The organism is Myxococcus qinghaiensis (assembly GCF_024198215.1).
GTDB lineage: Bacteria > Myxococcota > Myxococcia > Myxococcales > Myxococcaceae > Myxococcus > Myxococcus qinghaiensis.
The window spans coordinates 116,913-141,754 of the sequence record NZ_JAKCFA010000002.1 but is presented as its reverse complement, the minus strand read 5'-3'; the positions used below and the strand labels follow the sequence as shown (position 1 = coordinate 141,754).

At 68.5% G+C, this 24,842-nt stretch carries 16 protein-coding genes; 5 read left to right on the top strand and 11 right to left on the bottom strand.

Annotated features, from left to right (window positions below; translation table 11 throughout):
• Positions 1–63: 63 nt before the first annotated feature.
• The 5 genes from LZ199_RS46600 to LZ199_RS03210 form a co-directional block, all read right to left on the bottom strand.
• Entirely contained in the window at positions 64–2,481 is a 2,418-nt protein-coding gene (locus LZ199_RS46600) for a serine/threonine protein kinase (RefSeq protein WP_323389114.1), read from the bottom strand.
• A 122-nt stretch (positions 2,482–2,603) separates the two neighbouring features.
• Positions 2,604–4,763, bottom strand: coding sequence for a serine/threonine-protein kinase (locus tag LZ199_RS03225; RefSeq protein WP_253992159.1), 2,160 nt, complete (start codon positions 4,761–4,763; stop codon positions 2,604–2,606).
• 44 nt (positions 4,764–4,807) lie between these two features.
• The gene (locus LZ199_RS03220) at positions 4,808–6,910 is read right to left on the bottom strand and encodes a serine/threonine-protein kinase (protein ID WP_253992158.1); all 2,103 of its coding nucleotides are present in this window, start codon (positions 6,908–6,910) and stop codon (positions 4,808–4,810) included.
• A 171-nt stretch (positions 6,911–7,081) separates the two neighbouring features.
• Positions 7,082–9,172 carry a serine/threonine-protein kinase gene (locus LZ199_RS03215; RefSeq protein WP_253992157.1) on the bottom strand — a complete coding sequence of 697 codons (2,091 nt, stop codon included), beginning with the start codon at positions 9,170–9,172 and terminating at the stop codon, positions 7,082–7,084.
• A 192-nt stretch (positions 9,173–9,364) separates the two neighbouring features.
• Positions 9,365–11,470 (bottom strand): serine/threonine-protein kinase, encoded by a 2,106-nt coding sequence (locus LZ199_RS03210; RefSeq protein ID WP_256568773.1) that lies wholly within the window; start codon positions 11,468–11,470, stop codon positions 9,365–9,367.
• A gap of 62 nt (positions 11,471–11,532) precedes the next feature.
• Between LZ199_RS03210 and LZ199_RS03205 the strand changes: the two genes are divergently transcribed.
• Positions 11,533–12,921, top strand: a complete 1,389-nt coding sequence (locus LZ199_RS03205; protein WP_253992155.1) for a sigma 54-interacting transcriptional regulator — start codon at positions 11,533–11,535, stop codon at positions 12,919–12,921.
• A 266-nt stretch (positions 12,922–13,187) separates the two neighbouring features.
• A complete protein-coding gene (locus LZ199_RS03200) occupies positions 13,188–14,066 on the top strand; it encodes a DUF4382 domain-containing protein (RefSeq protein ID WP_253992154.1) in 879 nt (292 codons plus the stop codon).
• Positions 14,067–14,305: 239 nt separating this feature from the next.
• On the opposite strand, the gene LZ199_RS03195 is transcribed toward LZ199_RS03200, so the two are convergent.
• From LZ199_RS03195 to LZ199_RS03185, 3 genes are all read right to left on the bottom strand, one after another.
• Entirely contained in the window at positions 14,306–15,259 is a 954-nt protein-coding gene (locus tag LZ199_RS03195) for a hypothetical protein (protein ID WP_253992153.1), read from the bottom strand.
• A gap of 11 nt (positions 15,260–15,270) precedes the next feature.
• Positions 15,271–15,960, bottom strand: coding sequence for a hypothetical protein (locus tag LZ199_RS03190; protein WP_253992152.1), 690 nt, complete (start codon positions 15,958–15,960; stop codon positions 15,271–15,273).
• A 136-nt stretch (positions 15,961–16,096) separates the two neighbouring features.
• Positions 16,097–18,031 carry a patatin-like phospholipase family protein gene (locus tag LZ199_RS03185; protein WP_253992151.1) on the bottom strand — a complete coding sequence of 645 codons (1,935 nt, stop codon included), beginning with the start codon at positions 18,029–18,031 and terminating at the stop codon, positions 16,097–16,099.
• Positions 18,032–18,303: 272 nt separating this feature from the next.
• Here LZ199_RS03185 and LZ199_RS03180 point away from each other — a divergent pair, with 272 nt between their 5' ends.
• Together LZ199_RS03180 and LZ199_RS03175 are read left to right on the top strand one after the other, a co-directional pair.
• Positions 18,304–18,657 carry a hypothetical protein gene (locus tag LZ199_RS03180; RefSeq protein WP_253992150.1) on the top strand — a complete coding sequence of 118 codons (354 nt, stop codon included), beginning with the start codon at positions 18,304–18,306 and terminating at the stop codon, positions 18,655–18,657.
• Positions 18,658–18,723: 66 nt separating this feature from the next.
• Complete coding sequence (locus tag LZ199_RS03175; RefSeq protein WP_253992149.1) at positions 18,724–19,578, top strand: ankyrin repeat domain-containing protein; 855 nt, start codon at positions 18,724–18,726, stop codon at positions 19,576–19,578.
• On the opposite strand, the gene LZ199_RS03170 is transcribed toward LZ199_RS03175, so the two are convergent.
• From LZ199_RS03170 to LZ199_RS03160, 3 genes are all read right to left on the bottom strand, one after another.
• Positions 19,566–21,236: a sensor histidine kinase gene (locus tag LZ199_RS03170; protein WP_253992148.1), complete on the bottom strand. Its 1,671-nt coding sequence runs from the start codon at positions 21,234–21,236 to the stop codon at positions 19,566–19,568. The two genes, LZ199_RS03175 and LZ199_RS03170, sit on opposite strands and share 13 nt — an antisense overlap.
• Positions 21,233–21,907, bottom strand: coding sequence for a response regulator transcription factor (locus tag LZ199_RS03165; RefSeq protein ID WP_253992147.1), 675 nt, complete (start codon positions 21,905–21,907; stop codon positions 21,233–21,235). The genes LZ199_RS03170 and LZ199_RS03165 overlap by 4 nt, the downstream gene beginning before the upstream one ends.
• 105 nt (positions 21,908–22,012) lie before the next feature.
• Positions 22,013–22,615: an RNA polymerase sigma factor gene (locus tag LZ199_RS03160; protein ID WP_253992146.1), complete on the bottom strand. Its 603-nt coding sequence runs from the start codon at positions 22,613–22,615 to the stop codon at positions 22,013–22,015.
• 220 nt (positions 22,616–22,835) lie between these two features.
• On the opposite strand from LZ199_RS03160, the gene LZ199_RS03155 reads away from it, so the two are divergent.
• Positions 22,836–24,830, top strand: coding sequence for an alpha-1,4-glucan--maltose-1-phosphate maltosyltransferase (locus tag LZ199_RS03155; protein ID WP_253992145.1), 1,995 nt, complete (start codon positions 22,836–22,838; stop codon positions 24,828–24,830).
• Positions 24,831–24,842 lie beyond the last annotated feature (12 nt).

Sequence of the window (24,842 nt, the reverse complement as noted above, 5' to 3'; positions counted from 1 at the left end):
ACTCAGAGGGTAGCGCGAGGGATTCAGATCAAGAATGTCTGTCCATGTATGCGGGACGCGAGCTCATTGCGGCTTGAGGTGCCCATACTTCTGGAGGATGCGGGTCACCGTGGGGGCCTGGGGGTGGGCGGGGTAGTGCTGGATGAACGTCCGATAGCGTTCCAGGGCGGTCTCCATCTTCCCGACCTTCGACAGCAGGGACCCGGAGAGAACCAGGCAGTCTGGCTGCCTGGGCTCCTGGGCGAGACAATTCTCGGACAGCTTGAGCGCCGCATTGTACTTGCCGAGTCCGGACAGCAGCGTGGCCTCCTTCAGGAGGGAGTTTTCCTGGGCGACTGGGACCGGGACCGCCGGGCGTTTGGGCTCCGGGGCGGTGATTCGCAGTTCCGCCTCCCCCTCGTTGTCGAAGGCGGCGTCGTCGACGAAGCCGCAGCGCAGGCCCAGGATGCCCCGGACCTTCACCTCGCGCCCCTGCGCCAGGAGGAACTGCAAGGGCTCTCCGGCGGAGGCGCTGCGCGGCACCAATCCCTTGGCTTCGGTGGGGGTCGGAATCCATTCGAGACACGCCACCTGGTTCTCCGGTCCCTGCTCCCGGCCCTGAAGGAAGACACCCTCCCCCAGGGAATGGAGTGACAATCCATAGGTCTGCCTGATGTCCAGTCCCCGGATGAGCAATCCCTTGCTGGCGGAGATGCGCATGCGCGAGGAATTGAAATAGTGGCTACGCAGCTCCTGCGACTCGATGTCCTGCAGAAACACCATATAGGAAGGGTCGCCGTCCGTGGTCGGCTCCCCCAGGGTGAACAGCGAAACGGACCTCGCGCCCTGGATGGGGAGGCGACGGTGGGGGATGACGCCCAGACGCGGCTGGCGAAGCAGAGGCCCACCGGAGAGCAGGAAGAAGATGGGGGACTCCCTGCGCGGCGAGGGCGCCAGGACACCCGACTGGGACGGCCTCTCCTCCACATAGCCCCAGAGCAGGTAGGTGGCCTGCGAATCCAGTAGCGAGAAGGCCACCAGCTCCAAGGGCCGACGCAGGATGTGTTGTCGGGAGTCGAGGCGGAAGGTTGTCGCCTCGGGATACGCCGGCGGGGGTTCCTCGCGCGCGACGGCTACCTCGGGGCTGGCGACCTTCGGTGTCGCCCTCTCCTGCCTGGCGCGAACCCGCGCGAGGTCGTTCGCGAGGAGGTCCCCGACACCGGACTCCGGATACCGTACGGGTTGTTGCGAGGCGGCACCCTGCTGACCGGGAAGCTCCTCGCTCGCCTCCCTCGAGTCCCACCAGTAGTTCATCCCCGCGAGCGCGAGCAGTCCTCCGCACGCGACCAGCGCCAGGGTCCCCCAGTGGGCGGGCCTCCATCCGCGCTCGGGGGCGGGAGGTGGTGAGTCACGCTTCGGGGTGGCCTCCTTGGGAGCAGGCACGGGCCCGGGAGTCCGTGGCCGTTTGGAGGGAGGCGGGGGTGGAGCCTCCTGGTCCGCGTGTCGCCAGGAGTTCAGCTCCTCGGCGAACGTGGCGGGCACGACGAGCTCGCGGCCATCCTGGATCAGGTCCGGCTTGAACAGCTCACGGACGAGATACGCCAGGTTCATGGGCGAGAACCGGGGCGCGAACGGATAGAGGAACGAGGCCAGGGCGTCGCCCATGACATTCGCCGACGGATAGCGGAGCGAGGCCTCCACGGTCAGCGCCCGCATGACGATCTCATTCAGCGCGGAGGGCACGTCCTCGCGCAGCTCCTGGGGCGACGGGAACTCCCCGCGCGCCATGCGCATCATCACCTCCGCCTGCGTGCCGGTGACGGGGAGCCGGCCACACAGCATCTCGTACAGCACCAGCCCGGTGGCCCAGACATCCGTGCGCGCGTCCACCTCATGGCCTCGCGCCTGCTCGGGCGAGAAGTACAGGTACTTCCCTCTCACGATGCCCGGCGCGGTCCGGAAGTCACGCAGCATGCGTGCCTTGGCGATGCCGAAGTCGACGATCTTGACCTGGCCCTCGTAGCTGACGAGCACGTTGTCTGGAGAGATGTCGCGGTGGACGATGTGCAGGGGCTTGCCCTTCTCGTCCGTCCTGGAGTGCGCGTAGTGCAGCCCCCGGGACATCTCCAGCGCGATGAAGGTGGCCAGCGGAATGGGCATCCGCTTGAGCCCGGTCTTCGCCGCGCGCTTCATCAGTCGGTGGAGGGGCTGTCCGTCCACCAGCTCCATGGCGAGGAAGTACTGGCCATCCATCCGCCCGAAGTCGAAGACCTGGGCGATGTTGCCATGGGACAGCGTGGCGGAGATGCGCGCCTCGCTGATGAACATCGAGATGAAGGCCTCATCTCGGGCGTGCTCGGGGAGCACCTTCTTGATGACGACCGGCCGGGTGACACCCGCGGCGCCGATCAGCCGCGCGCGCCACGTCTCCGCCATGCCTCCTCGGCCCAGTTGGCTGAGCAGCTCGTAGCGACCAAGGTTCTCGGGGGAATTGGGGGTCATGAGGGCAGCCCGTGGCGGGCGCGCTGCGCGAGTCGTGATGAAGGCGTCATTTCGAGGCCGATGCGCCTTCGATTTCCAGGAGGAAGACTCTCACAATGTCCGGTTGTGAGTGTTCCCGGGCCTCAGGGCGTTGCGTCCGTATTGCGAGGCTTTCTGCCGGGAGGCCGCCTGGGTGGAGCCTCCGCGTCGATGCGCACGAGGAGCGCGCCCGAGTTGCCGTCGACGCTGTCGTCGATGAAGCCACACCTCAGCCCCAGGACGCCCCGCACGCGGCGCTCCTGGCCTTGTCGGAGCAGGAACTGGAGGCCCAAGGCGTCCGGGTCCCTGGGACTCGTGCGCAGTGAGGGATTGTCCTCGGGAGGCGGCATCCACTGCGCGCAGGCCACCGCGGTGACGGGCCCCGCCTCGCGCCCATGAAGGAACGCGGCCCGAGGCGTCGCCTCCAGGTTCAGCGCATAGGTCACCATCGGGTCCAGCCCCTTGAGGACGAGCGCGCGCTTCAACAACAGCCCCTCCGCATCCGGGTGGAACACCAGGGACCTGGGCGCCGCGCCGTTGCCGCCGGACAGGCGGATGGGGCGCTCGGACATCAGCTCCGTGCTCGCGGGACCGAGTCGGAAGAGCGCCAGCTCACGGGCGCCCTGGATGACGGTGGGCTCGCCGGAGAGCGCTCCCAGTCGGGCATGTTCGGGCAGGAGCGACGCGTCTCCCGACCCGAGAAAGAACACCGTCGGAGCCTCGCTCGAGGACGGCGCGAGGACGGCGAGCTCCCCCTGCCTGGACGCATTCGTGTCGGCGAGCGTGTAGGCGTGCTCGGGATTGAGCGGCCCGAAGGACCTGTAGCTCCGAGGGACGATGATGACGTCGCGGTCGGCTTCGAGCAGGAACTCCTTCACCGGGTACTCGACGACGATGGGAGGACGCAGCTCACCGGACTCCGGGCGGCCCCGCACGTCGGCGCCGGGCGAATCCGGGGTCGACGTGGACGGGCCCCTCGCGGAGAGGGCGAGCCAGCAGAGTCCCGCGAGGACGACACCGCCACCGGCGAGGGCCGCGATGCGCTTCCAGCGCGGGGGCCGGGGAATGCTGTCGAGGTGCAGCTCCGTGGCGCCATCGAGGTGGAGCTGGGTGGGCCGCTCCGACAAGGGAATCAAGCCCTCGGAGTGCCTGCGCTTGCGAGCCGGGTCCTGGGGCGAAGCGGGCGCGGCGTCCCGGGCGGAAGGAAGCTCCTCGGTTTGAACGGGGGGCGCCTTCGGGGGTGGGCGGAACTTCGCGGCGTGGGCGCGCCAGGCCGCCAGGTCGTCATGGAAGGAGCGCGGCACGGACAGCGAGCGGCCCGCTTCGGAGAGGTCCTCCTGGAACAGCACCCGGACCAGGTGCGCCAGGTCCAGGGTCGAGAACGGCGGAGAGAGCGAGTACAGGAAGCCGGCCAGGGCATCCGCGAAGGCATTCGCGGACTCGTAGCGGCTCCCCAGGTCCACCGCCAGCGCCTGCATGACCAGCTCATCCAGCGCCACGGGAAGGTCCGCGCGCACCTGTCGCGGCGAGGGGAACTCGCCATAGGCCATGCGCAGCATCACCGCGGCCTGGGTGCCGGTGATGGGCGGCTGTCCGCAGAGCAGCTCGTACAGCAACAGGCCCGTGGACCAGACGTCGGAGCGGGCGTCCACCTCGTGGCCCTTGGCCTGCTCGGGAGAGAAGTACAGGTACTTCCCTCTCACGATGCCCGGCTCGGTCTTGAAGGTCTGCGACATGCGCGCCTTCGCGATGCCGAAGTCGACGATCTTGACCTGGCCCTCGTAGCTGAGGAGGACGTTGTCGGGCGCGATGTCGCGGTGGACGATGTTCAGGGGCGTGCCCTTGTCGTCCGTGCGCGTGTGCGCGTAGTGCAGCCCCCGGCACAACTCCAGGGCGATGTACGTGGCCAGGGGGACGGGCAGCTGCGACAGGCCCAGCTTCGCGGCGCGCTTCTGGACGCGGTAGAGGGGCTGCCCATCCACCAGCTCCATCGCGAGGAAGTACTGGCCGTCCACGCGGCCGAACTCGAAGACCTGGGCGATGTTGCCGTGGGACAGCGTGGAGGAGATGCGCGCCTCGCGCACGAACATCGAGATGAAGTCCTCGTTGTTGGCGAACTCGGGCAGGACCTTCTTGATGAGGACGGGCTTGGTGACGCCCGCGGCGCCCACCAGTCGCGCGCGCCACGTCTCGGCCATGCCTCCACGACCCAGCAGGGCCAGGAGTTCGTACCGACCGAAGCGTGCGTTGCGGTCCTGGGCCATGGCGGGGCTGTCGAGGGTCCTACCGGGGGACGGGAAAGTTCAGGTCACCGGCTCTTCCTGGTCCCCGCGTAGACCTTGACGATGTTCTCGATCTCCTCGCGGTTCGGATGGTCGGGAGGAGCCAGCTCGAGAAACCGGCGATAGCTCTTGGCCGCATCGATGTTCTTGTTCAACCGCGCCTTGGCGATGCCCAACATCAGGTGACAGTCCGGCGTCGTGGCGAACGTCTCGACGCACTCCTCGGCCACCTCGACTGCCTCGCGGTATTTCTTCTTCGTGATGAAGTCCTTTGCCCGGATGACCCACACGCCGGACATCGACAGCGTGCCCGCTTCCGCTGTCATGCCGCCCTTCTTGCCGAGGAGGTCTGAAATCTTGGGCCTCCTCGATTCGGCGTTCACGTCGGGGGACTTCCCTGCTTCGGTATTGTTGGCGGGAAGGGCGACCGTCGACGGGCTCTCGACGGGTGGCGCCACGGGTGCGTCGGCCTGGGCCTGTTCGGACTGCTTCTCGTGCTTCCGCTCGTACTCCAGCCTCAGCGTCCGCGCCGTCTTGGTGAAGGGATGGCCGGGGTGCTTCTCGACGAGGTGTTGATAGCGCCGCGCGGCGACGTCGAACTTCTCGAGGTGGGCCAGGCTGGCCCCGGAGATCATGAGACAGTCCGGATGGTCCGGCACGACGGCCAGGCACTTCTCCGCCAGGGCGGAGGCCTTCTCATAGTCGCCCTGCTCTATCTCCGCGCGCGCCTTCTGCACGTCCGCCTTGGTGGCGCCCGGGGGATTCTCGTCCGGGGTGACGGGACGAAGCGGTATCGCCGGCCCGGGCCTCGACGCGGGCAGTGGACGCGGTCCCGCCGCGGGGATGTTGGGCGCGATGAGGTACGTGTAGGTCACGAAGGCCGCGATCCCCAGCACCGCCACGAACCCCAGCATCGCCCCCCAGCCCAGGAGCCCTCCACTGGCTTTCGGCGGCTCCGCCACCTCCGCTCGCGCGGCCTTGGGGGGCTCCGCTGGCGCGACGGGGACCTGATTGCGCGTCGACCGCCGGGGCACCGGCTTCTGTTCCGGCTCCAACGCCTTGTTGGAGCGCGAGGAGACCACTCTTCCCCGGTCCCTCTGCGTCAGCGCATCCGGCGGCACCCCGTTGGCACGCCACACCGTCAGCTCGTTGATGAACGAGGGGGGCACGGCCAGCTCCCGCCCCTCCTCCGCCATGTCCTCCCGGAACAGGGCCCGGACCAGGTACGCCAGGTTGATCGACGAGAACCGGGGCGCATGGGCGTAGAGGAAGGTCGCCAGCGCGTCCGCGAACGCATTCGCCGACTCGTAGCGCTCGTCGAGTTTGACCGACAGCGCCTGCATGACGATCTCATCGAGCTCGACGGGCAGGTCCGGGCGCACCTCTCGGGGAGAGGGGAACTCTCCGTGCGCCATGCGCATCATCACCACCGCTTGAGTGCCGGTGACGGGGAGCTGGCCGCACAGCAGCTCGTACAGCACCAGGCCCGTGGCCCAGACATCCGTGCGGGCATCCACCTCGCGTCCCCTCGCCTGCTCGGGCGAGAAGAAGAGGTACTTGCCCTTCACCACGCCGGGCTCGGTCTTGAAGTTGCGCGCCATCTGCGCCTTCGCGATGCCGAAGTCGACGATCTTGACCTGGCCCTCGTAGCTGATGAGGACGTTGTCGGGGGAGATGTCCCGGTGGACGATGTCCAGGGGCTTGCCCTTGTCGTCCGTGCGGGTGTGCGCGTAGTGCAGGCCCCGGCACATCTCCAGGGCGATATAGACGGCCAGGGGGATGGGGAGCTGCTTGAGCCCGGTCTTCGCGGCGCGCTTCAGGATGTGGTGGAGCGGGCGCCCATCCACCAGCTCCATGGCCAGGAAGTACTCACCGCCCACCCGCCCGAAGTCGAGGACCTGGGCGATGTTGCCGTGGGACAGCGTGGCGGAGATGCGCGCCTCGTTGATGAACATGGAGATGAAGGCCTCATCCTCCACGTACGCGGGGAGGACCTTCTTGATGAGGACGGACTTGGTGATGCCGGCGTCGCCCACCCATCGGGCGCGCCACGTCTCCGCCATTCCCCCCCGACCGAGCCATGACACCAGCTCGTATCGGCCGAACTTGTCGCCGGGCTGCAAGGCCATATCGAGCTGGAACCTACCCTAGATCCATGGGAGCCCGAACTTCATGGGTCTCCCTGTGCACGGTTGTGCACCGTGGCGGGGCCGGGCATGACGCACTGGTCCAAGAGGCCCGCGGATGCTCGGGCGCTCCGTCGGACAGCAGCCTGCCGGCCGGCCAGAGGGGGCAGTCCCTCAGCGCCCCATGAGCTTGCGGTCATCGAACTGCCGGAGGAGCTTGGTGACGCCCTCCCTGGACGGATGGTCGTGCGGAGCCAGGTCGAGGAACGTCTGATAGTCCATGGCGCCCTCGTCGAGGCGGCCCAAGCGGGCCTTGCTGATGCCCAGCATCAGTCGGCACTCCGCATACGAGGGCCAGATCCGCGCACAGTTCTCAGCCACCGCCAGCGCCTCTGTGTACTTCTGCTTCTTGATGAACTCCCTGGCTTGGGTCACCGATTCCGCCGCCGTGGTCCGCACGATTTCGGTGGAGGCACCCGGCGTTGAGGGAGGCGGCGCGGTTGTTTTCCGCGGCTCCTCCACCTTCGGGCGAGTCGTCCCAGCAAGCGGAGGACTCACGTCGGGTGAGAGGGGCTTCAGGGCGGACTTCTCGGCGTGCATCCGCTCGTACTCTCCCATCAACGTTCGAGTCGTCTCCGCGAGCGGATGTCCGGGGTGGTGCCTGACGAGGGCCTGATACCGCTGGACAGCCACGTCGAACTTCTCCAGGCGGGCCATGCTGGCGCCGGCGATCAACAGGCAGTCCGGATGGTTCTCCACGAAGGCGAGGCACTTCTCAGCCATCGCGGAGGCCGCCCGGTAGTTGCCTCGCTCGAGCAATGCCCGGGCCTGACGCACATCGGCCTTGGTCGCGCCCGGGGGATTTTCTTCCGGGGGGGGCAGCTGAAGATTCGGCGAAATAGGAACATCCGGAGTCGGCGGTCCGTGTGTCATCGGAGGCAGCGGGCGTGGCCTCCCTGCACTCTGAGGCGCGATGACGAATGCATAGAAGGCCCCGACGGCCATCACCAGCACCGCCGCGAACCCAGCCATCGCGCCCCAGCCCATCATCCCGCCGTGGGTTGACGTGCTCGTCGCGGGCGCTTGGGCCTCCAGCGCCTCCACCGTGGGATGGACCTCGTCCACCGCCTCCGCCGCCGGCAACAGCTTGCGTGTTGGCCGCTGTGCACCCGACTTCAGGTCCAGCTCCATCTCCGTCTCGGCCCGCGAAGACACCGCCTTCGCGCGCTCCTGCTTCGGCGGCGCTTCCGGCGGCGCCCCGCTCGCCCGCCACACCGTCAGCTCGTCGATGAACGAGGGCGGGACCGACAGCTCCCGTCCCTCCGTCGCCATCTCTCCTCGGAACAGCACCCGGACCAGGTACGCCAGGTTCATCGTCGAGAACCGGGGCGCATGCGAATAGAGGAACTGCGCCAGCGCATCCGCGAACGCGTTCGCCGACTCGTAGCGCTCGTCGAGGTCCACCGCGAGCGCCCGCATGACGATCTCATCCAGCGCGTAGGGAAGATCCGCGCGCACCTGCCGGGGTGAGGGGAACTCCCCGTGCGCCATGCGCATCATCACCGCCGCTTGAGTGCCGGTGACGGGGAGCTGGCCGCACAGCAGCTCGTACAGCACCAGGCCCGTGGCCCAGATATCGGTGCGGGCGTCCACCTCGTGTCCTCTCGCCTGCTCGGGCGAGAAGAAGAGGTACTTGCCCTTCACCACGCCAGGCTCGGTCTTGAAGTTGCGCGCCATCTGCGCCTTCGCGATGCCGAAGTCGACGATCTTGACCTGGCCCTCGTAGCTGATGAGGACGTTGTCCGGGGAGATGTCCCGGTGGACGATGTCCAGGGGCGTGCCCTTGTCGTCCGCGCGCGTGTGCGCGTAGTGCAGGCCCCGGCACATCTCCAGGGCGATATAGACGGCCAGGGGAACGGGCATGCGCTGCAGGCCCGTCTTCACCGCGCGCTTCAGGACGTGGTGGAGCGGTTGCCCATCCACCAGCTCCATCGCCAGGTAGTACTGACCTTCCACCCGCCCGAAGTCGAAGACCTGCGCGATGTTCCCGTGGGACAACGTGGCGGAGATGCGCGCCTCGTTGATGAACATCGAGATGAAGGCTTCATCCTCGGCGAACTCGGGAAGCACCTTCTTGATGAGGACGGACTTGGTGACGCCGGCATCCCCCGTCCACCGGGCGCGCCACGTCTCCGCCATCCCTCCCCGACCGAGCCAGGACACCAGCTCGTATCGGCCGAACTTGTCACCGGGCTGCAAGGCCATATCGGGCCGGAACCTACCCTACATTCCCGGGAGCCCTAACTTCCGTGGTCTCCCGGGGGCGCGGTTGCGCACCGTGGCGGGGGGCGTTCATGACCCGCCGGTTCGAAAGGCAGCGAGCGCGCGGAACATCGTCGGACAACGGCGGCCGGACCGCGTGGTGTCCTCCGGCATTGGCCCAGATGGCGGATCAGGTCATCGGGACTTCCGGCTCATCTCGTACTGATGCAGGAGGTCCGCGACTCCTTTCCTCGATGGATGACTGCTCGGAGCCAGGGCAAGGAAGCGCCGATAGTGATTGGCCGCCTCATCAATGAGTTCCAACCGGGCCTTGGTGATTCCCAGTAGCAACTCGCAGTCCGCGGACGAGGGCCAGGTCCTGGCGCACTGCTCAGCCATGACAAGCGCCTCAGCGTACTTCTGCCCCCTGATGAGGCGCCTTGCCTCGGTAACGAATGTATCCCTTGCAGCCGATGTATCTCCATCGCCAGGCATCGCTTGCGTGCTTGTGGAGGACACACCCGTCGTCGAGGGAGGCGGAGCCACATTGTTCCGCTGTTCCTCCGCCACCTTCGTGCGAGCCGTCCCAGCAACAGGGGCACTCACGGCGGGCGAAGTGGGCTTCGAGGCAGGCTGCGCGGCGTGCATCCGCTCGTACTCCATCATCAACGTGCGAGTGGTCCCCACGAGTGGATGGTCGGGGTGATGCGTGATGAGTTTTCTATACTGCTGGACGGCCACATCGAACCGCTCCATCCGGGCCATGCTGGCACCGGAGATCAAAAGACAGTCTGGATGGTTCGGCTCGGCCGCCAGGCATTTATCCGCCAGAAAGGAAGCGGTCAGATGGTTCCCTTGCTCGAGCATGCTTCGGGCATAACGCACGTCGGCCTTGGTCGCGCCCTGAGGACCTTCGTCCACGGGAACTGGCGGAGTGGCGACACTCGGCGTCACCGGCCCGGGTCTCGACGGTGGCAGCGGACGGGGTCCCTCGGTGGCCCCGAATCCGATGAAGTACACGCAGAGCGCCCCTACTGCGATGGACAGCCCCGCCACGCCCCCCGCCTTCAAGCCCCACCCCGACGGCACGTCCCGGACTGAGGTAGGAACCTCGGGCTCCTCGAACGCGGGGACCTCCGCCGTGGATTGAGGGGTTTCCGCCGTCCCCGCGGCCAACAACAGCTTGCGTGATGGCCGCTGGGAAATCTGCCGCACGTCCAGCTCCCTCTCCGTCGCGGCTCGCGAAGAGACGTGCCTGACGTACTCCTTCTTCGTCGTCATCTCGAGCGGCGCCCCGCTCGCCCGCCACACCGTCAGCTCGTCGATGAACGAGGACGGAACCGACAGCTCCCGCCCTTCTATCGCCATGTCTCCCCGGAACAGCACCCGGACCAGGTACGCCAGGTTCATCGTCGAGAACCGGGGCGCATGCGAATAGAGGAACTGCGCCAGCGCATCCGCGAACGCATTCGCCGACTCGTAGCGACTGTCCAGGTCCACCGCGAGCGCCCGCATGACAATCTCGTTCAGCGCGACGGGCAGGTCCGTGCGCACCTCTCGAGGCGAGGGGAACTCCCCGTGCGCCATGCGCATCATCACCGCCGCCTGCGTCCCGGTGACGGGGCGCTGCCCGCATAGCAGCTCGTACAGCACCAGGCCCGTCGCCCAGACATCCGTGCGGGCATCCACCTCGCGCCCGCGCGCCTGCTCGGGCGAGAAGAAGTGGTACTTGCCCTTCACCACGCCGGGCTCGGTCCTGAAGTTGCGCGCCATCTCCGCCTTGGCGATGCCGAAGTCGACGATCTTGACCTGCCCCTCGTAGCTGATGAGGACGTTGTCCGGAGAGATGTCCCGGTGGACGATGCCCAGGGGCTTGCCCTTGTCGTCCGTGCGCGTGTGCGCGTAGTGCAGCCCCCGGCACATCTCCAGCGCGATGTAGACGGCCAGGGGAATGGGCATGCGCTCCAGGCCCGTCTTCACCGCGCGCTTCAGGACGTGGTGGAGCGGTTGCCCATCCACCAACTCCATCGCCAGGTAGTACTGCCCCTCCACCCGCCCGAAGTCGAAGACCTGCGCGATGTTGCCGTGGGACAGCGTGGCGGAGATGCGCGCCTCGTTGATGAACATCGACACGAAGGCATCGTCCTCGGCGAACTCGGGAAGCACCTTCTTGATGAGGACGGACTTGGTGACGCCGGCGTCGCCCATCCACCGGGCACGCCAGGTCTCCGCCATTCCCCCCCGACCAAGCCAGGACACCAGCTCGTATCGGCCGAATTTGTCGCCGGGCTGCAAGGCCATATCAATCCGGAACCTACCGCACATTCCCGGGAGCCCGAACTTCCTGGGTCTCCCTGTGTGCTATGTTGCGCGCCGTGGCGAGTCTGGGAGACGAGGACGGGGATGACGCGCTGGTTCGAACCGATGCCCTTCCGGCACTCCGGAGCCCCCGCTTCAGGGTGAAGCTGGCGGTGCTGTCCGGGCCGGACGCCGGAAAGGTGTACCCGCTGGCCCCCGGGCGTTACCGCGTGGGCTCGGAAGCCTCGGCGGATATCGTCCTGCCGGATCGCGCAGTGTCCCGACAACACCTGCTCCTGGAGGTCCGGGAGGATGGCGTGCGCGCCGTGGACCCTGGCTCTCGCAATGGCTCCTTCTGCGAGGGCATGCGCTTCTCCGAACTGGAGGTTCGTCCAGGGGCCACGCTGACCCTGGGTACCACGGAGCTGAAGCTGGTTCCGGAAGGTGAGAAATCGAAGGCGCTTCCCCTCTCCTCCCGCAGCAGCTTCGGCGGGCTGGTGGGCAACAGCCGGCGCATGCGGGAGGTCTTCACGCTGCTGGAGCGGCTGGCCCAGGGCGAGTCGGACGTGCTCATTCAAGGCGACACGGGCACCGGCAAGGAGCTGTGCGCGGAGGCCATCCACACCCACGGCCTCCGCAGCAAGGGGCCGTTCATCATCGCGGACCTGGCGGGCATTCCGCCGCAGTTGCTCGAAAGCGAACTGTTTGGCCATGTGAAGGGGGCCTTCACCGGGGCCCAGGCTGATCGCGCCGGGGCCTTCGAGCGGGCCCATGGAGGCACCCTCTTCCTGGATGAAGTCGGAGAGCTTCCGCTGGAGGTGCAGCCGCGCCTGCTCCGCGTGCTGGAGCGCCGCCAGGTGAAGCGCGTGGGCGCCAATGACTACCGCACCTTCAACGTGCGAGTCGTGGCCGCCACGCACCAGGACCTGGAGGGCGCGGTGAAGCAGGGCCGCTTTCGCGGCGACCTCTTCCACCGACTCGCCGTGCTGCGCGTCGTCCTGCCGCCGCTGCGCGAGCGCCCCGAGGACATCCCCCTGCTCATCGACACCGTGCTGGCGCGACTGGGCAAGCCCCCCAGCGCGCTGTCGGACGTCACCCGCGCGCTGCTGACGCAGTACCCGTGGCCCGGCAACGTGCGCGAGCTCCGCAACGTGGTGGACCGCGTGGTGAGCCTGGGTGAAGAGGCCCTGCCGGACATGGACCTCCCGGACGTGCCCGCGCCGGTACCTCCGCGGCCACAAGAGGACACGGAGTCCACGCAGTCGTTGACGCTCGACCTGCCGTTCAAGGAGGCCAAGGAGCAGCTCATCGAGGGCTTCGAGCGCGACTACCTGCGCAACCTCGTCGAGCGCTGCGAGGGCAACGTGTCGCGCGCCGCGCGCGAGGCGGGGATTGATCGCGTCTACCTGCGCAAGCTGCTGCGCAAGCACGGGCTGGACTCGGGCGGCCCCTGAGTCGCTGGGAGACTCTCGCCCGCCGTGAGCCTTGTCTCCACGGTGGGTGAGCCTCCAGACACGGCGGCTCGGAACATCCCGGATTTCCCACGGACGTGCCCCTGGCGGGCGACCCGGACTGAAACTGACGCGTGGCCGATGCACGCCCGCGTGAGTCATTTTCGGGCGTCACCGACCGCTGAATTCACGGCGCCCCTGCTGGAGCAAGCCCCATGTCGTCGACCCATGCTCTCCGTGCGAACCTCGTTTCGAGGTTTGCCATTGCATTGCTTTTGCCACTGTTGGGCTGTGGTGACTCGGATGGAAAGGTCTCCATCCTGCTGACCGATGCGCCGGGAGATGGCATCGAGACGGCCGTGGTCACCATCTCCCAAATCTATCTCCAAGGCGGAGACGACGAAGGGGGCCGCGTCGTCCTGCGCGACGAGCCCGTCACGGTGAGCCTGCTGGACCTGGCCAACTCCACCTCCGAGCTGGTCTCCGAGGCCGTCGTTCCCAACGGGGATTACTCCCAGCTTCGCTTCGTCATCACCGGGGGCTATCTGGAGACGAAAAACGAGGATGGCACGACGTCCATCTTCGCCACGTCCAACGACTACGCGGGACTGCCCTCCGGCGCCGTCGTCACCGGACAGCTCCACATGCCGAGCTACGGCTCGTCCGGCCTGAAGGTGAAGTTCGACGAGAAGCTGACCATCGAGGGCGAGCAGAAGATCCTCCTGGTCGACTTCGACGTGGCGCAGAGCTTCGGCAAGGAGGCGGGCGGCTCCAACCGCTGGGTGATGAGCCCCGTCATCAAGGCCGCCGAGGTGACCGCGTCCGCGAGCATCAACGTCGAGGTAAAGCTCGGCGCCGGCGTGGTGCTCCCCACTGTCGAGGGGCGCGGGCTGACGCTCGCGGACCTCCACGCGGTGCTCATCAACGACGCCGGAAGCCGCGAGACGCTCCCGCTGACGGACGCCGACGCGAACGGCACCTTCGAGGCCCGCTTCAAGTTCCTCATCCCCGGCACCTTCCAGGTCGAACTGGAGTCCCCCGCGGGCCTGAGCCTCTCCACCACGCCCGGCCACCCCATCACGGTGCAGCTGGCCTCCGGCCGTGACAGCACCCAGGCCTTCGTCGTGAGTGGTGCGCAGCCCCAGTAGGCCCACGCGCACCCTCCTGCCCCCACCTGACCGCACAGGCCCTTCCGCTCGTGGTGGGAAGAAATCCACGAGGTGCCGTGGCCGACCCCGACGTGCTGGGGTCTACCGGCTGAAGACCTGCTGTATCTCCGAGGGTTTTCGAATCAGGTGGGGTTGGCGCGGGGCCAGCTCCCCAGGCGAGGCGTCGGGGCATGTACCCGGCGCCTCGTTTTTTATCGGCGCCAGGTTCGCCGGGGCCTTCAGTAGACGACGAGCGCCTGCGGCGAGTGGTAGCTGACGATGGTCAGCACCGGGATGCGCGGCGCCTCGGCGTCATCGTCCGTGCCGCCCGACGTGAGCCGCACCCCGTCGAAGCGCGCCAGGAACACGTAATCGCGGCGGGCCTCCAGGAAGGGGTCCGCGCCCTGCAGCCGGCCCAGGGCCTCGCGGCCCGTCTCGTCGGAGATGTTGTCGTAGTGCTTGCGCGTCGTGGTGACGCTGCTGCGCTCCCGAGTGCTCACGCTGCCACCCAGCCGCCCCGGCCCGGTGAGCTGCGTCTGCCCGCCCAGGTCCCCGGAGGAGCTGCTGGAGATGTCGTACGTCTCGCCGAGGCCCACCGGCGCGTTCGTCTCCACCGAGGCCAGCGTGTGCTCCACCAGCCAGACGGTGGGCTTCTCCCCCTCGGAGCGCTGATCCGCCACGCGCGCGCGCAGCATGACGTAGCGGCCCTTGTACGTGTCGGGGCGCTCCACCGCGGACGCGAGCGAGAAGATGGGAATCTTGCGCTCCTGGAGATACTGGAGCTCGCCCGACACGCTGCCGCCGCGCTGGGCGACGACGCGCGCGATGAGCGAGGCCGCGTCGGGACGCACGCGGAGGTCCTCCGCCCAGGCGCCGCCCAGCAGCGCGCGAATCTGGGTGAAGGGCGTCAGCTCGATGCAGGCCTTGAGCGCCGCCCAGCCCTCGTCGCGCGACTCCGCCTGGAGCCGGCGCGCGGCGGCTTCACACAGCGCCGGATTGGGATAGCGCGCGGCGAAGGCCTTGGGGTCGGCCGACGCGCGAGGCGGCGGGGCCTCCGGCGCGCTCGTCACGAGGGGGGCCTCCTCGCGGGGCGGGGACTCCGCCCACGTGACGTGGGAGTGAGACGCGCCGCAACCGGCGGCGAGCGAGCCCAGGAGGGCCCAGGTCGGAAGAGTCCAAGAAGGGTGGCGCATGGAGCTGACTCCTAGAGCGAGGCGGAACCGGAACGCGAGGAGCGCTGCCGCTCACGGGCGGTGGGCGCGGAGGAGGCTCCCGACTGCGAGGGCAGCGCGACGGAGCACGCGTCCTCGCAGCGCTCGCTCAGGCACGCGAGCGTCGCGGGAGCGGTCTGCTGCTGGGACACGTCCGCGTAGCAGCGGTCCGCCGCACCGGGGCAGCCCTTGCGGGCGGCGCACTCGCAGCACGGCGCGGCCACTGTGGCCATGAGCTGCACCTCCTGGAGGACGCTGGACAGGCCCCGGTAGCAGGCCCTGGCACCCGGCGCGAAGCGACCCTTCGCGTCCACGATGGCCGAGCTGCCTCCGAGTCCGCACTGGTCGGCGGCGGTGACATAGCGGCGCTCGCACAGCGAGATGAGCGTGGCGTCAGTGCGGCCGTCTCGGGCATTGCCCACCGCCTCCGTGCACAGCGCGCGGGAGATGTCCTTGAGCAGCTTGCGGTTCGCGGTGTCCTGTTCGGTGCTGGTCGCGCCGGCCGTGGCGTCGGATTCGAAGACACACTCCTTGCCTTCGCGGAGCGTGTCGACGGTGCAGGCCCACGCCGTCGGAGCGTCATTGGATACGGGCGGCGCCGCGAGCGCGTCCGGCGGAATCGCCGGAGGAGTGGCTTCGGGAGTGGAGCCCAACAGGAAGAGGGAGACGAGGATCGCCTTCATGGGCAGGAGAGGTTAGGCCGTTGGTGCGCGCCACACAAACGGCGCCGTCAGGCATTGTTCTCGGATGGCGCATATCGCCATCCAGTTGTCCGCTCCCGGGCACCCTCCCCCACCTGGGTCGAAGATGCCCACGCCCTCAAGCCTGAGCCCGCGAGTGCGATTCCAGCACCATCTCGCGAGACGTCCCCCACTGAGCCCGTGGTGCGTACTGTTCCCACAGCGGCCCCAAGAAGAACCGGCCGAAGCGGTCCATGGCCAGCGTCCCCGCACCCTCGCGTCGAGCGGGCTGCATGCTGGAGATGAGCGAGAGGAGCTGGCCCACGCCCAGCGTCAGCACACCGGCGCCCACCACCGGCCCCTGTGCATTCATGCCCTCGTGGAGCAGGCACCGCAGCCGCGTCGAGCCCTTCCACGCGTCCTCGCCCCGCCGGTCGACGACGACCTTCGTCCCCTCCAGGAAGTAGTCGCGGCCTTGATGCGGAAACCGCAGTCCGTACGTCATCACCCGCGTGCCGGGTGTCTCCGGGGGCCGGAAGATGTTGAAGCTCCCACGCCGCACCGGCAGGTCCTCGCCGAAGGGCCCGAAGCTCAGCCGCGCCACCAGCCTCGCTGAACACTTCACGTCACTGACGAATGCGTCCAGGTCGCTGACGCTGATGGTGCAGTGGATTGTCATGGGCTGGGCCTCCGGATGCAGCGCGCCCTCCGTGGGGTCCGTGACGCCGAGCGTGAACAGTCCCGTGAGCGACTCGACGAAGGTCAGGTCGGGCGAGGGCTCCGTGGTCCGGGTCATCTCCGGGGTGAGCGGAAGGCCTCGCGAACCACACACGTCGAGGTAGCGCCACGTGTCCGAATAACCCATGTCGATGAGGGCCGCGGCGGTGGCGCGCCCCGCGTAGAGGTCCGGGTCGAGCGCGAGCGGACGCTCGGGCTTGATGAGGTGCACGGCGATGGGGCGCCGGTGGCCCAGCACGACTTCGCCCGCTTCGATTCGCGCGTTGAGGTCCTCGATGACGCGAAGCTGCGCGAACAGCGCGCCGTTGGCGCTCATCTCCTCGAGATAGGCGTACTGCTCGAAGAGGCCATCGTCACGCACGGGCGTGTTGCCCACGCACCACAACACCCACAGCTCGTTCGCGCCCCGGCGCACGGCCTCGAGCAGGTGCGTGTCCTGCGTCCACAGCGCATCCGTGTAGAGCGTGCCCTCCCGCTCCACCGGAGGCATGAGGATGGGGGGCGAGATGGCCGCGAGCAGCAGCGCCCTGTCCAGCTCCCGATGCGGGATTGCCACGTCCGTCTTCCGCGCGAAGTCACAGACGTGGAACGTGCCCTCCACGAGCGAGCTGGCGCGGATGGCCGGCAGGTCGATTCCCAGGTGGGGGAAGACGCGCTGGAGGACCTTCTCCGGGTCGCCCAATGGCTCGACATGAAGCACGTCCAGTGACTTCCTCGGGGTCGCGTGGGTCAGGAAGTCCTCCACGGACAATGTCCTCCACCGCGCGCACGCCTCGCCGGGTGACACGCCGGACAACAGCATCGCCAGGTTGAGGGAGCCCGCGGAGGTCGCATCCACGAAATGGAAGCCGAGGTCCGCATCCTCCAGCGCGCGAATCGCTCCCGCCTGCCACGCCGCGCGCAGTCCCCCGCCCACGAGGACGAGCGAGCGCTTCCGGGGACCGAGCGTGTCCACCGGGCCACCCGTCCGCGCCTCCGTAGCATCAGCCACCTCCGGTGGGGACGCATGCTCCAGGTCCACGTCGAGGGCCCGCGCGGTGACGCCTTCGGGTGGCGGAGGTTCGAGAGCGCGCTCCTCGGGCCGCAGGCCGTCCTCGCGCCGCCACTTCCATGGCGCCTTCCGGCTCGACAGCTCCCTGGCCCCTCGCTCCGTGAGCAGGAGGTAGCCGAACACGAGCACGCCACCGACCAGACACACGAGCGCGAGGACGAGCAGCGGAGACAGGCGCTGGCCCACCACCACGGTCAGGTACAGCTCCGCCGCCACCGCGATGAGAATCGCGGAGAGGACGGCGAGCGCACGGCGCCCGGATGGAATGGACGGTTCGACTGGCATGACGCGGGCCCCCTCGTCTCGACTCGACCAGGTGCCTCACGCTCGTGACGGAAAGCGCGAGACCCGCCCCCTCCGGCGGCACGGCGTCAGCCAGGGGAACCTATGAAAAACGTGGGCCAGCCTCCCGGGACGCGCAACCCACGCGCGAGTTGCGAATGCCAGCGATGGGCCTTCTGACCCGGCCTCGATTCACCCGCGAAGCGCCACCTCGGCCACTCGGGTCATGAAACACTGCGCGCTGTTGCTCCAGCGCAGGCACCCGAGGAGACCCGATGTCGCGAGAACCAGGCTCGAACTGGACGGCCTACGATGGCGGCACGTCCCTGGGGTGGATGGGCTCGCAGGGCGGCACCATCGCCCGGGATGAGGAGCAGGAGGGCCAGCTTCGCCTCACGTACGAGGTGGATGACTCGCGCTCCTTCCACGCCCTCACCTGCTCCGTGACGGGCTGGCTCCTCCACCACCGCTTCTTCGACAACGCCGAGCAGGCCCTGTCCGAATTCGAGGCCATGAAGCCGGCGCTCGAGGACCTGCGAACCCAGCTCCGCGAAGGAGGTCCGGGGTCTCCGGAGGAAGCGCGTCGAGGTGGACCGGTGCTCGCGGCGTTCCTCGCGCGCTTCTCCTGAAGCCGTTTCCTTCGCGACATTTCCAGCCCTCCCTCGTTGAGGAGGACGACCGCTCCGGAGCGCTCCATGTCACCCAAGAAGAAGTTGTCGAAGCTGGACGCGGCGTTGCTGTCCGCCGTCGAGAAGTCGAACGCCAAGGCGGTGGCCAGGCACCTGGCGGACGGGGCCAGCCCCGACACGCGCGATGACAAAGGCTACTCCGTGCTCCACACGGCGTGCTCCGAGAATGACCTCGACATCGTCCGCCTGCTGCTCGACGCGGGCGCGGATGTGAAAGGGCTGGATGAGGAGTCCGCCATTCCCCTCAGCTTCGCCACCGCCCATCCCGGGGCCGAAGCCGTCGAGCTGGTGAAGCTGCTCATCGACAAGGGCTCCGACGTCAACCACGCGAGGAAGGACGAGGCCGGCTCCACGGTGCTCACGGACCTGCTGGACCAGGAGAACAACGACGAGCCCTCGGCGAAGGTCCTGGAGCTGCTGCTGCGCGCGGGAGCGAATCCGAGCCGCCCCAACGGCCGGGGTGAGACGCCGCTGCTGCTGTCCATCGACTTCAAGGAGCAGCTGTCCATCGCCGAGGACGAGGTGCTGCCCGTGGAGCAGATCCTGAGCCGATGGGAGGGGCTCCGGGACCTGGTGGAGAAAGGCACCTTCAAGAAGGCCACGCCCCATGAGCTGCCCAAGTCACAGAAGAAGGTGAAGTGGACCTGGTGGCATCAGGGCTGGGTCCCGTTCGCGGAGGATGGTGGAGGCAACCTCAAGTGTGTGGACCTGGAACCGGGTCCCGAGGGAACTCGTGGCCAGGTGATTGGCTGGGAGATCCACGGCGGACCGCTGCGTCCCTACGCGCCCTCCATGGAGGAGTTCCTGGAGCACTATCTGGAGGACCTGGAGAGCGGACGCATCGAGCTTCAAGAGGACTGAGCCGTCTCCGGCGGGCTTTCGGTGGCCAGCGTCTCGCCCGAGAAGCACACCTCGAGCCCGCCGTACTCGGACGGGCTCAACGTCAGCGTCCAGCCGTGCACCTGCGCGACGTGGTGGGCGATGTGCAGACCCAGCCCCTGTCCCTCCGGAGCGCGAGTCCGAGCGACGCTGCCTCGGACACCCCGCTCCAGGATTCGTGCCCGCTCCTCGTCGGGGATGCCGGGCCCGTCGTCGATGACTCGAAGCGCGAAGCGGCCCGCGCGGGTGCTCTCCAGGACGACGGCGACGTGTCCGTCCTCGCGGCCGTAGCGCACGCCATTGCCCACGACGTTGCTCACGGCCTGCTCGATGAGCGTCACGTCACCGAGGACGCGCACGGGCGTCGCGGGCACGCCGCTCTCCAGGGAGATGCGCTGCTGTCGGGCGATGGGCTGGTGCCTGCCGAGGACCCGGGCAATCACGTCATTGAGGTCCACGGGGGCGCGCTGGACGTGAAGCGCTCCGGCCTCCAGTCGGGTCGCCGCGGTGAGGTTGTGCACCAGCGAGGCCATGTAGTGGGCCTCGCTCATGGCGGAGGCCACCTCGGCCGCGTTGACGGGCTCGCCTCGGGAGACGCGCTGCTGCATCGCGGACAGGTTGCCCTGGAGCACGGTGAGCGGCGTCATCACGTCGTGCGTCGTGTTGGCGAGGAAGTCCCGCAGCCCCTGCTCACGGGCCTCCTGCTGGGCCATGCGCGATTGAATCTCCGCGCGCGCCTCCTGGAAGGCCCGGGCCAGGTCGGCGACTTCATCGTCGCCGCGCACGGACACGGGCTGCTCGTAGCCGCTGCGCGCGGAGGCACGCACGTCCTCGGTGAGCATCCGGATGCGGCGAACGACGGGGCCCAGGGCCAGCACCACCGCCGCGACGACGATGGAGACGAGCAGGCTCCAGTCCTTGAGCGGCGGGAGGAAGAACGACGAGGGCCCGGGTGGCTCCACGCGACGGGCGAGGACAAAGGCACAGGGCCCGTCGTCCCAGGGCATGCGCACGAGCAGCTCGAGGACGCGGCGCCCATCCTGCTCCGAGCGCCGCGCCACCGTCGCCCCCGCGAGTGCGTCCTCCCGCATCTCCTGAGTCAGCGCGGGTGCCCGAGGGTTGCGGGAAGTGAGCTGCGTGTCATAGGGGAAGAAGACCACCCGAGGCGGCGCACGCCCGTCCGGCCCGAGCGGCGGTGGACCGTTGAAGTCCTCGCCGCCCGCACGAGGCGGTGGTGGACCGTTGAAGGCATCGGGGCCACCACCAGGACGAGGCGGCCTGCCCGGATCTCGTGGCGGGCGTCCCTCGCCCATGTCCGACGCTCCCGGCGGAGGAGGCTTCCCTCGCGGTGGCCACGCCTCACCGTCCTCCAACCTCCTCGGAGGCGGCGGAGGTCGTCCATCATCATCAGGCCCGGGCGGACGACCAGGAGGCGCGGGGCGCTCGGAGGGCCTCGGCCGCCACGTTTCAGGCGCGGCCTCGCAACGCGTGCGCTCCACCTGCATCTGCGCGAGCGTGGAGGCCTCCAGCACCTCCTCCTGCGAACTGTCGCGCAACGATTGCTGGAAGTACGCCATCGCCACCACGACGGGCAGCACCGCCGCCATCGCAGTGAGCGCCAGGCGCAAACGAAGCTTCACGAACCATCCCCCGCCACCAGCCGGTAGCCCACCCCCCACACCGTCTCCACGCACTGCGCCGGCGCCAGCTTCCTCCGCAGCCGCGACACGTGCACGTCCAGCGTCCGCTCCGTCCCCTCACGCTCCGGATCCAACACGTGCTCCACCAGCCACTGCCGCGTCACCGCCTCACGAGGCCTGCGCGCCAGCGCCGCGAGCACCTCGAACTCCACCCGCGTCAGCTCCACCACCCGCCCCTCCACGCGCACCTCTCGCGCCTGGAGATCGACGCGCAGCGGCCCCAGCTCCAGCGCCGCATCCGCCTTCTGGAGCACGGGCCGCCGCAGCCGCGCGCGCACCCGCTCGATGAGCTCCTCCGGCCAGAAGGGCTTCGTCAGGTAGTCATCCGCGCCGAGCTTCAACGCACGCACCTTGTCCAGCGTGTCGTTGCGCGCGCTCAGGATGAGCACCGGCACCTCCGAGAAGGTCCGGAGCGCCTTGAGCATGTCCAGCCCGTACGTCCCCGGCAGCATCAGGTCCAACACCACCAGCCCCACGTCGGGAAGCTCCCCTGGCAGCAGGGTGCGCCCCTCCGTCCACCACAGCGGCTCGAAGCCCGCGCCCCTCAGCTGCTCGACGAGCTGCGCGCCGAGCCGAGCGTCGTCCTCCACCAGCAGGATTCGCTCCCCCATGTCCCGCTCGCCTCCTCCCACCCGGACACCGAGGTGCCGTCATGAATGGATGAATGAAAGCCGACGGTATCCCGAAAGTCTTAAGACTCCCTTAACAGGAGCGGCTCAACCCGGGTCGCCCTGCTCGTCACGAAGCAAGGCGGCGAGCTTCTCCAGCGCGAGCCTCGCCCGGGTCTTCACCGTTCCGAGCGGATCTCCCGTGCGCGCGGCGATCTCCCGCTGGGACAGGCCCTCGAAGTAGGCCAGCTCCACGACCTCGCGCTGCTCGGGGGGCAACGTCATCATCGCCCGGCGCACCCGCACGCGGTCCTGTCCGTGCGACGTCGCGTCGTCCGGAGCAGGAGGCATCGCGCTCTCCGGCGGCGGGTGGTGGGCCGCGCCCTCGGCGACGCGCGCGGCGGTGCCCATGGAGCGCAGCCGGTCGATGGCGCGCGTGCGGGCGATGGTCGACACCCAGGTCTCCAGCCCACCGCGCGCAGGGTCGAAGTCGCGAGCGCGCCGCCAGACCTCGAGGAACGCCTCCTGGAGCACCTCCTCCGCATCCGCTCGCGAGGGCAGCAGCCGCAGCATCACCGCGAAGGCCCTGGGTGCGCACCGCGCATAGACCTGACGCATGGCCACGCCGCTGCCCAGGGCGACCTGCTGGAGCAGGGCCCTGTCGGCGGCGGGGTCGCTCGCCCGCTGAGCAGAGGGTGGAGGAAGCGCCATGTCCTTCCCGGATACCGCAATCCGAGGTGCGGATCCCAGCTTCATGTATGGGCAGCCGGGCAGTCAGCCCCTTTGAGGCCAACGGGTGGGCGTCCCCAGACGCCGTCCCTAACGTTCACGAGCCAACGCGGCCGACGCGCAAGTCGTCCTTCATCAACGCACCCCGCGACACGCCGCCCAGCTTCACCCCACCTCAGACCTATAAGGGCCGCGAGCCGATATGAAAGACCGAATCGGGAGCGTGTTCATCGAGGGAGTCAAGCCCCAGCTCGACGGCGGACGCCACGCCGTCAAGCGTGTCGCCGGAGAGAGCCTCACCGTCCGCGCCGACATCTTCAAGGAGGGCCATGACGTCCTCGTCGCCGTCGTCCGCTGGCGCCAGGCCTCCCCGCAGGAGCAGCAGACCGACTGGCACGAAGTCCCCATGCGCTCGCTCGGCAACGACGTCTGGGAGGCGGAGTTCCCCCTCGCCCGGAATGGCCGCTACCAGTACACGATTGAAGCCTGGCCGGATCTCTTCCGGACGTGGACCTCGGAGCTGAAGCGCAAGGTCGACGCGGGCCGGGACGTGCGCAGCGAGCTCTTGGAGGGCGCGGCGCTGCTGGAAGGCGCGGCGGCCCGTGCGCGAACGGTGGACGCGGACGACGCGCGAGTGCTCACCGAGGCCGCGGTGCGGATGCGTCAGCCTCCGACGCCGGACCTGCTGGCCGTGGCGCTGGCGCCGGAGCTGGCGACGGTGGCCTCCACGTATCCGGACCGCGCGCTGGCGCGGCGACACGAGCCGGCGCTGGAGGTCTTCGCGGACCGGCCCAAGGCGCGCTTCGGTGCGTGGTACGAGTTCTTCCCCCGCTCCGCGAAGCGCGATGGCCGCACGCACGGGACATTCCAGGACTCGGAAGCGTGGCTGCCGTACATCCAGGGCCTGGGCTTCGACGTCATCTACCTTCCGCCCATCCACCCCATTGGCCGCACCGCGCGCAAGGGGAAGAACAACAGCCTCAAGGCGGGCCCGGAGGACGTGGGCAGCCCGTGGGCCATCGGCGCCGCGGAGGGGGGACACAAGGCGGTGCACCCGAGCCTGGGCACGCTGGCGGACTTCCGTCACTTCGTGCAGGCCGCGCAGTCGTACGGCATCGAGGTGGCGCTGGACCTCGCGTACCAGTGCTCTCCGGACCACCCCTATGTGAAGGAGCATCCGGAGTGGTTCCAGCGCCGCCCGGATGGAACCATCAAGACGGCGGAGAACCCGCCCAAGCGCTACGAGGACATCGTCAACTTCGACTGGATGGGCCCCGCGCGCGAGTCGCTGTGGACGGAGCTGGAGTCCGTCGTGCTGCACTGGGTGCAGCAGGGCGTGCGGACCTTCCGCGTGGACAATCCCCACACCAAGCCCATCCAGTTCTGGGAGTGGCTCATCCGCCGCGTGCAGGACCGCCACCCCGACGTGCTCTTCCTCTCCGAGGCCTTCACGCGGCCCAAGGTGATGAAGGCGCTGGCGAAGGTGGGCTTCACCCAGTCGTACACGTACTTCACGTGGCGCAACTTCAAGGGCGAGCTCCAGGAGTACCTGGAGGAGATCACCACGCCGCCCGTGTCCGACTACTTCCGCGGCAACCTCTGGCCCAACACGCCGGACATCCTGCCGGAGCTCCTGCAGAACGCGGGGCCCGGTGCGTTCCGCCTGCGCGCGGCGCTTGCCGCGACGCTCTCCTCGGTCTACGGGATGTATTGCGGCTTCGAGCTGTGCGAGGGCCGCCCGTTGCCTGGCAAGGAGGAGTACCTGGACTCGGAGAAGTACCAGCTCGTCGCATGGGACCCGGACCGGCCGGGGAACATCCGGGACTGGATTGCGCGCCTCAACAACGCGCGCCTCACCCAGCCCGCGTTCCACACCTACGACACGCTGCGCTTCTTCGAGTCGGACAACGAGCGGGTGCTCTTCTACGGCAAGCGCACCCCGGACGGCACCAGCACGGTGCTGGTGGCCGTGAGTCTGGATCCGTACTCGCCCCAGGAGGCGCTGTTGCGACTTCCGCTGGAATGGCTTGGCGCGAACGCGGATGAGACCTATCAGGTGCACGAGCTGATGAAGGACGAGCGCTCGTTGTGGCAGGGCTCCGACGTCCAGGTGCGCCTGACTCCCGAGCAGCCCGCGGCCGTCTGGGCCGTCTACCGCTTCCGCCGTACCGAGCACGCGTTCGACTACTACGAGTGACAACCCGAGAGG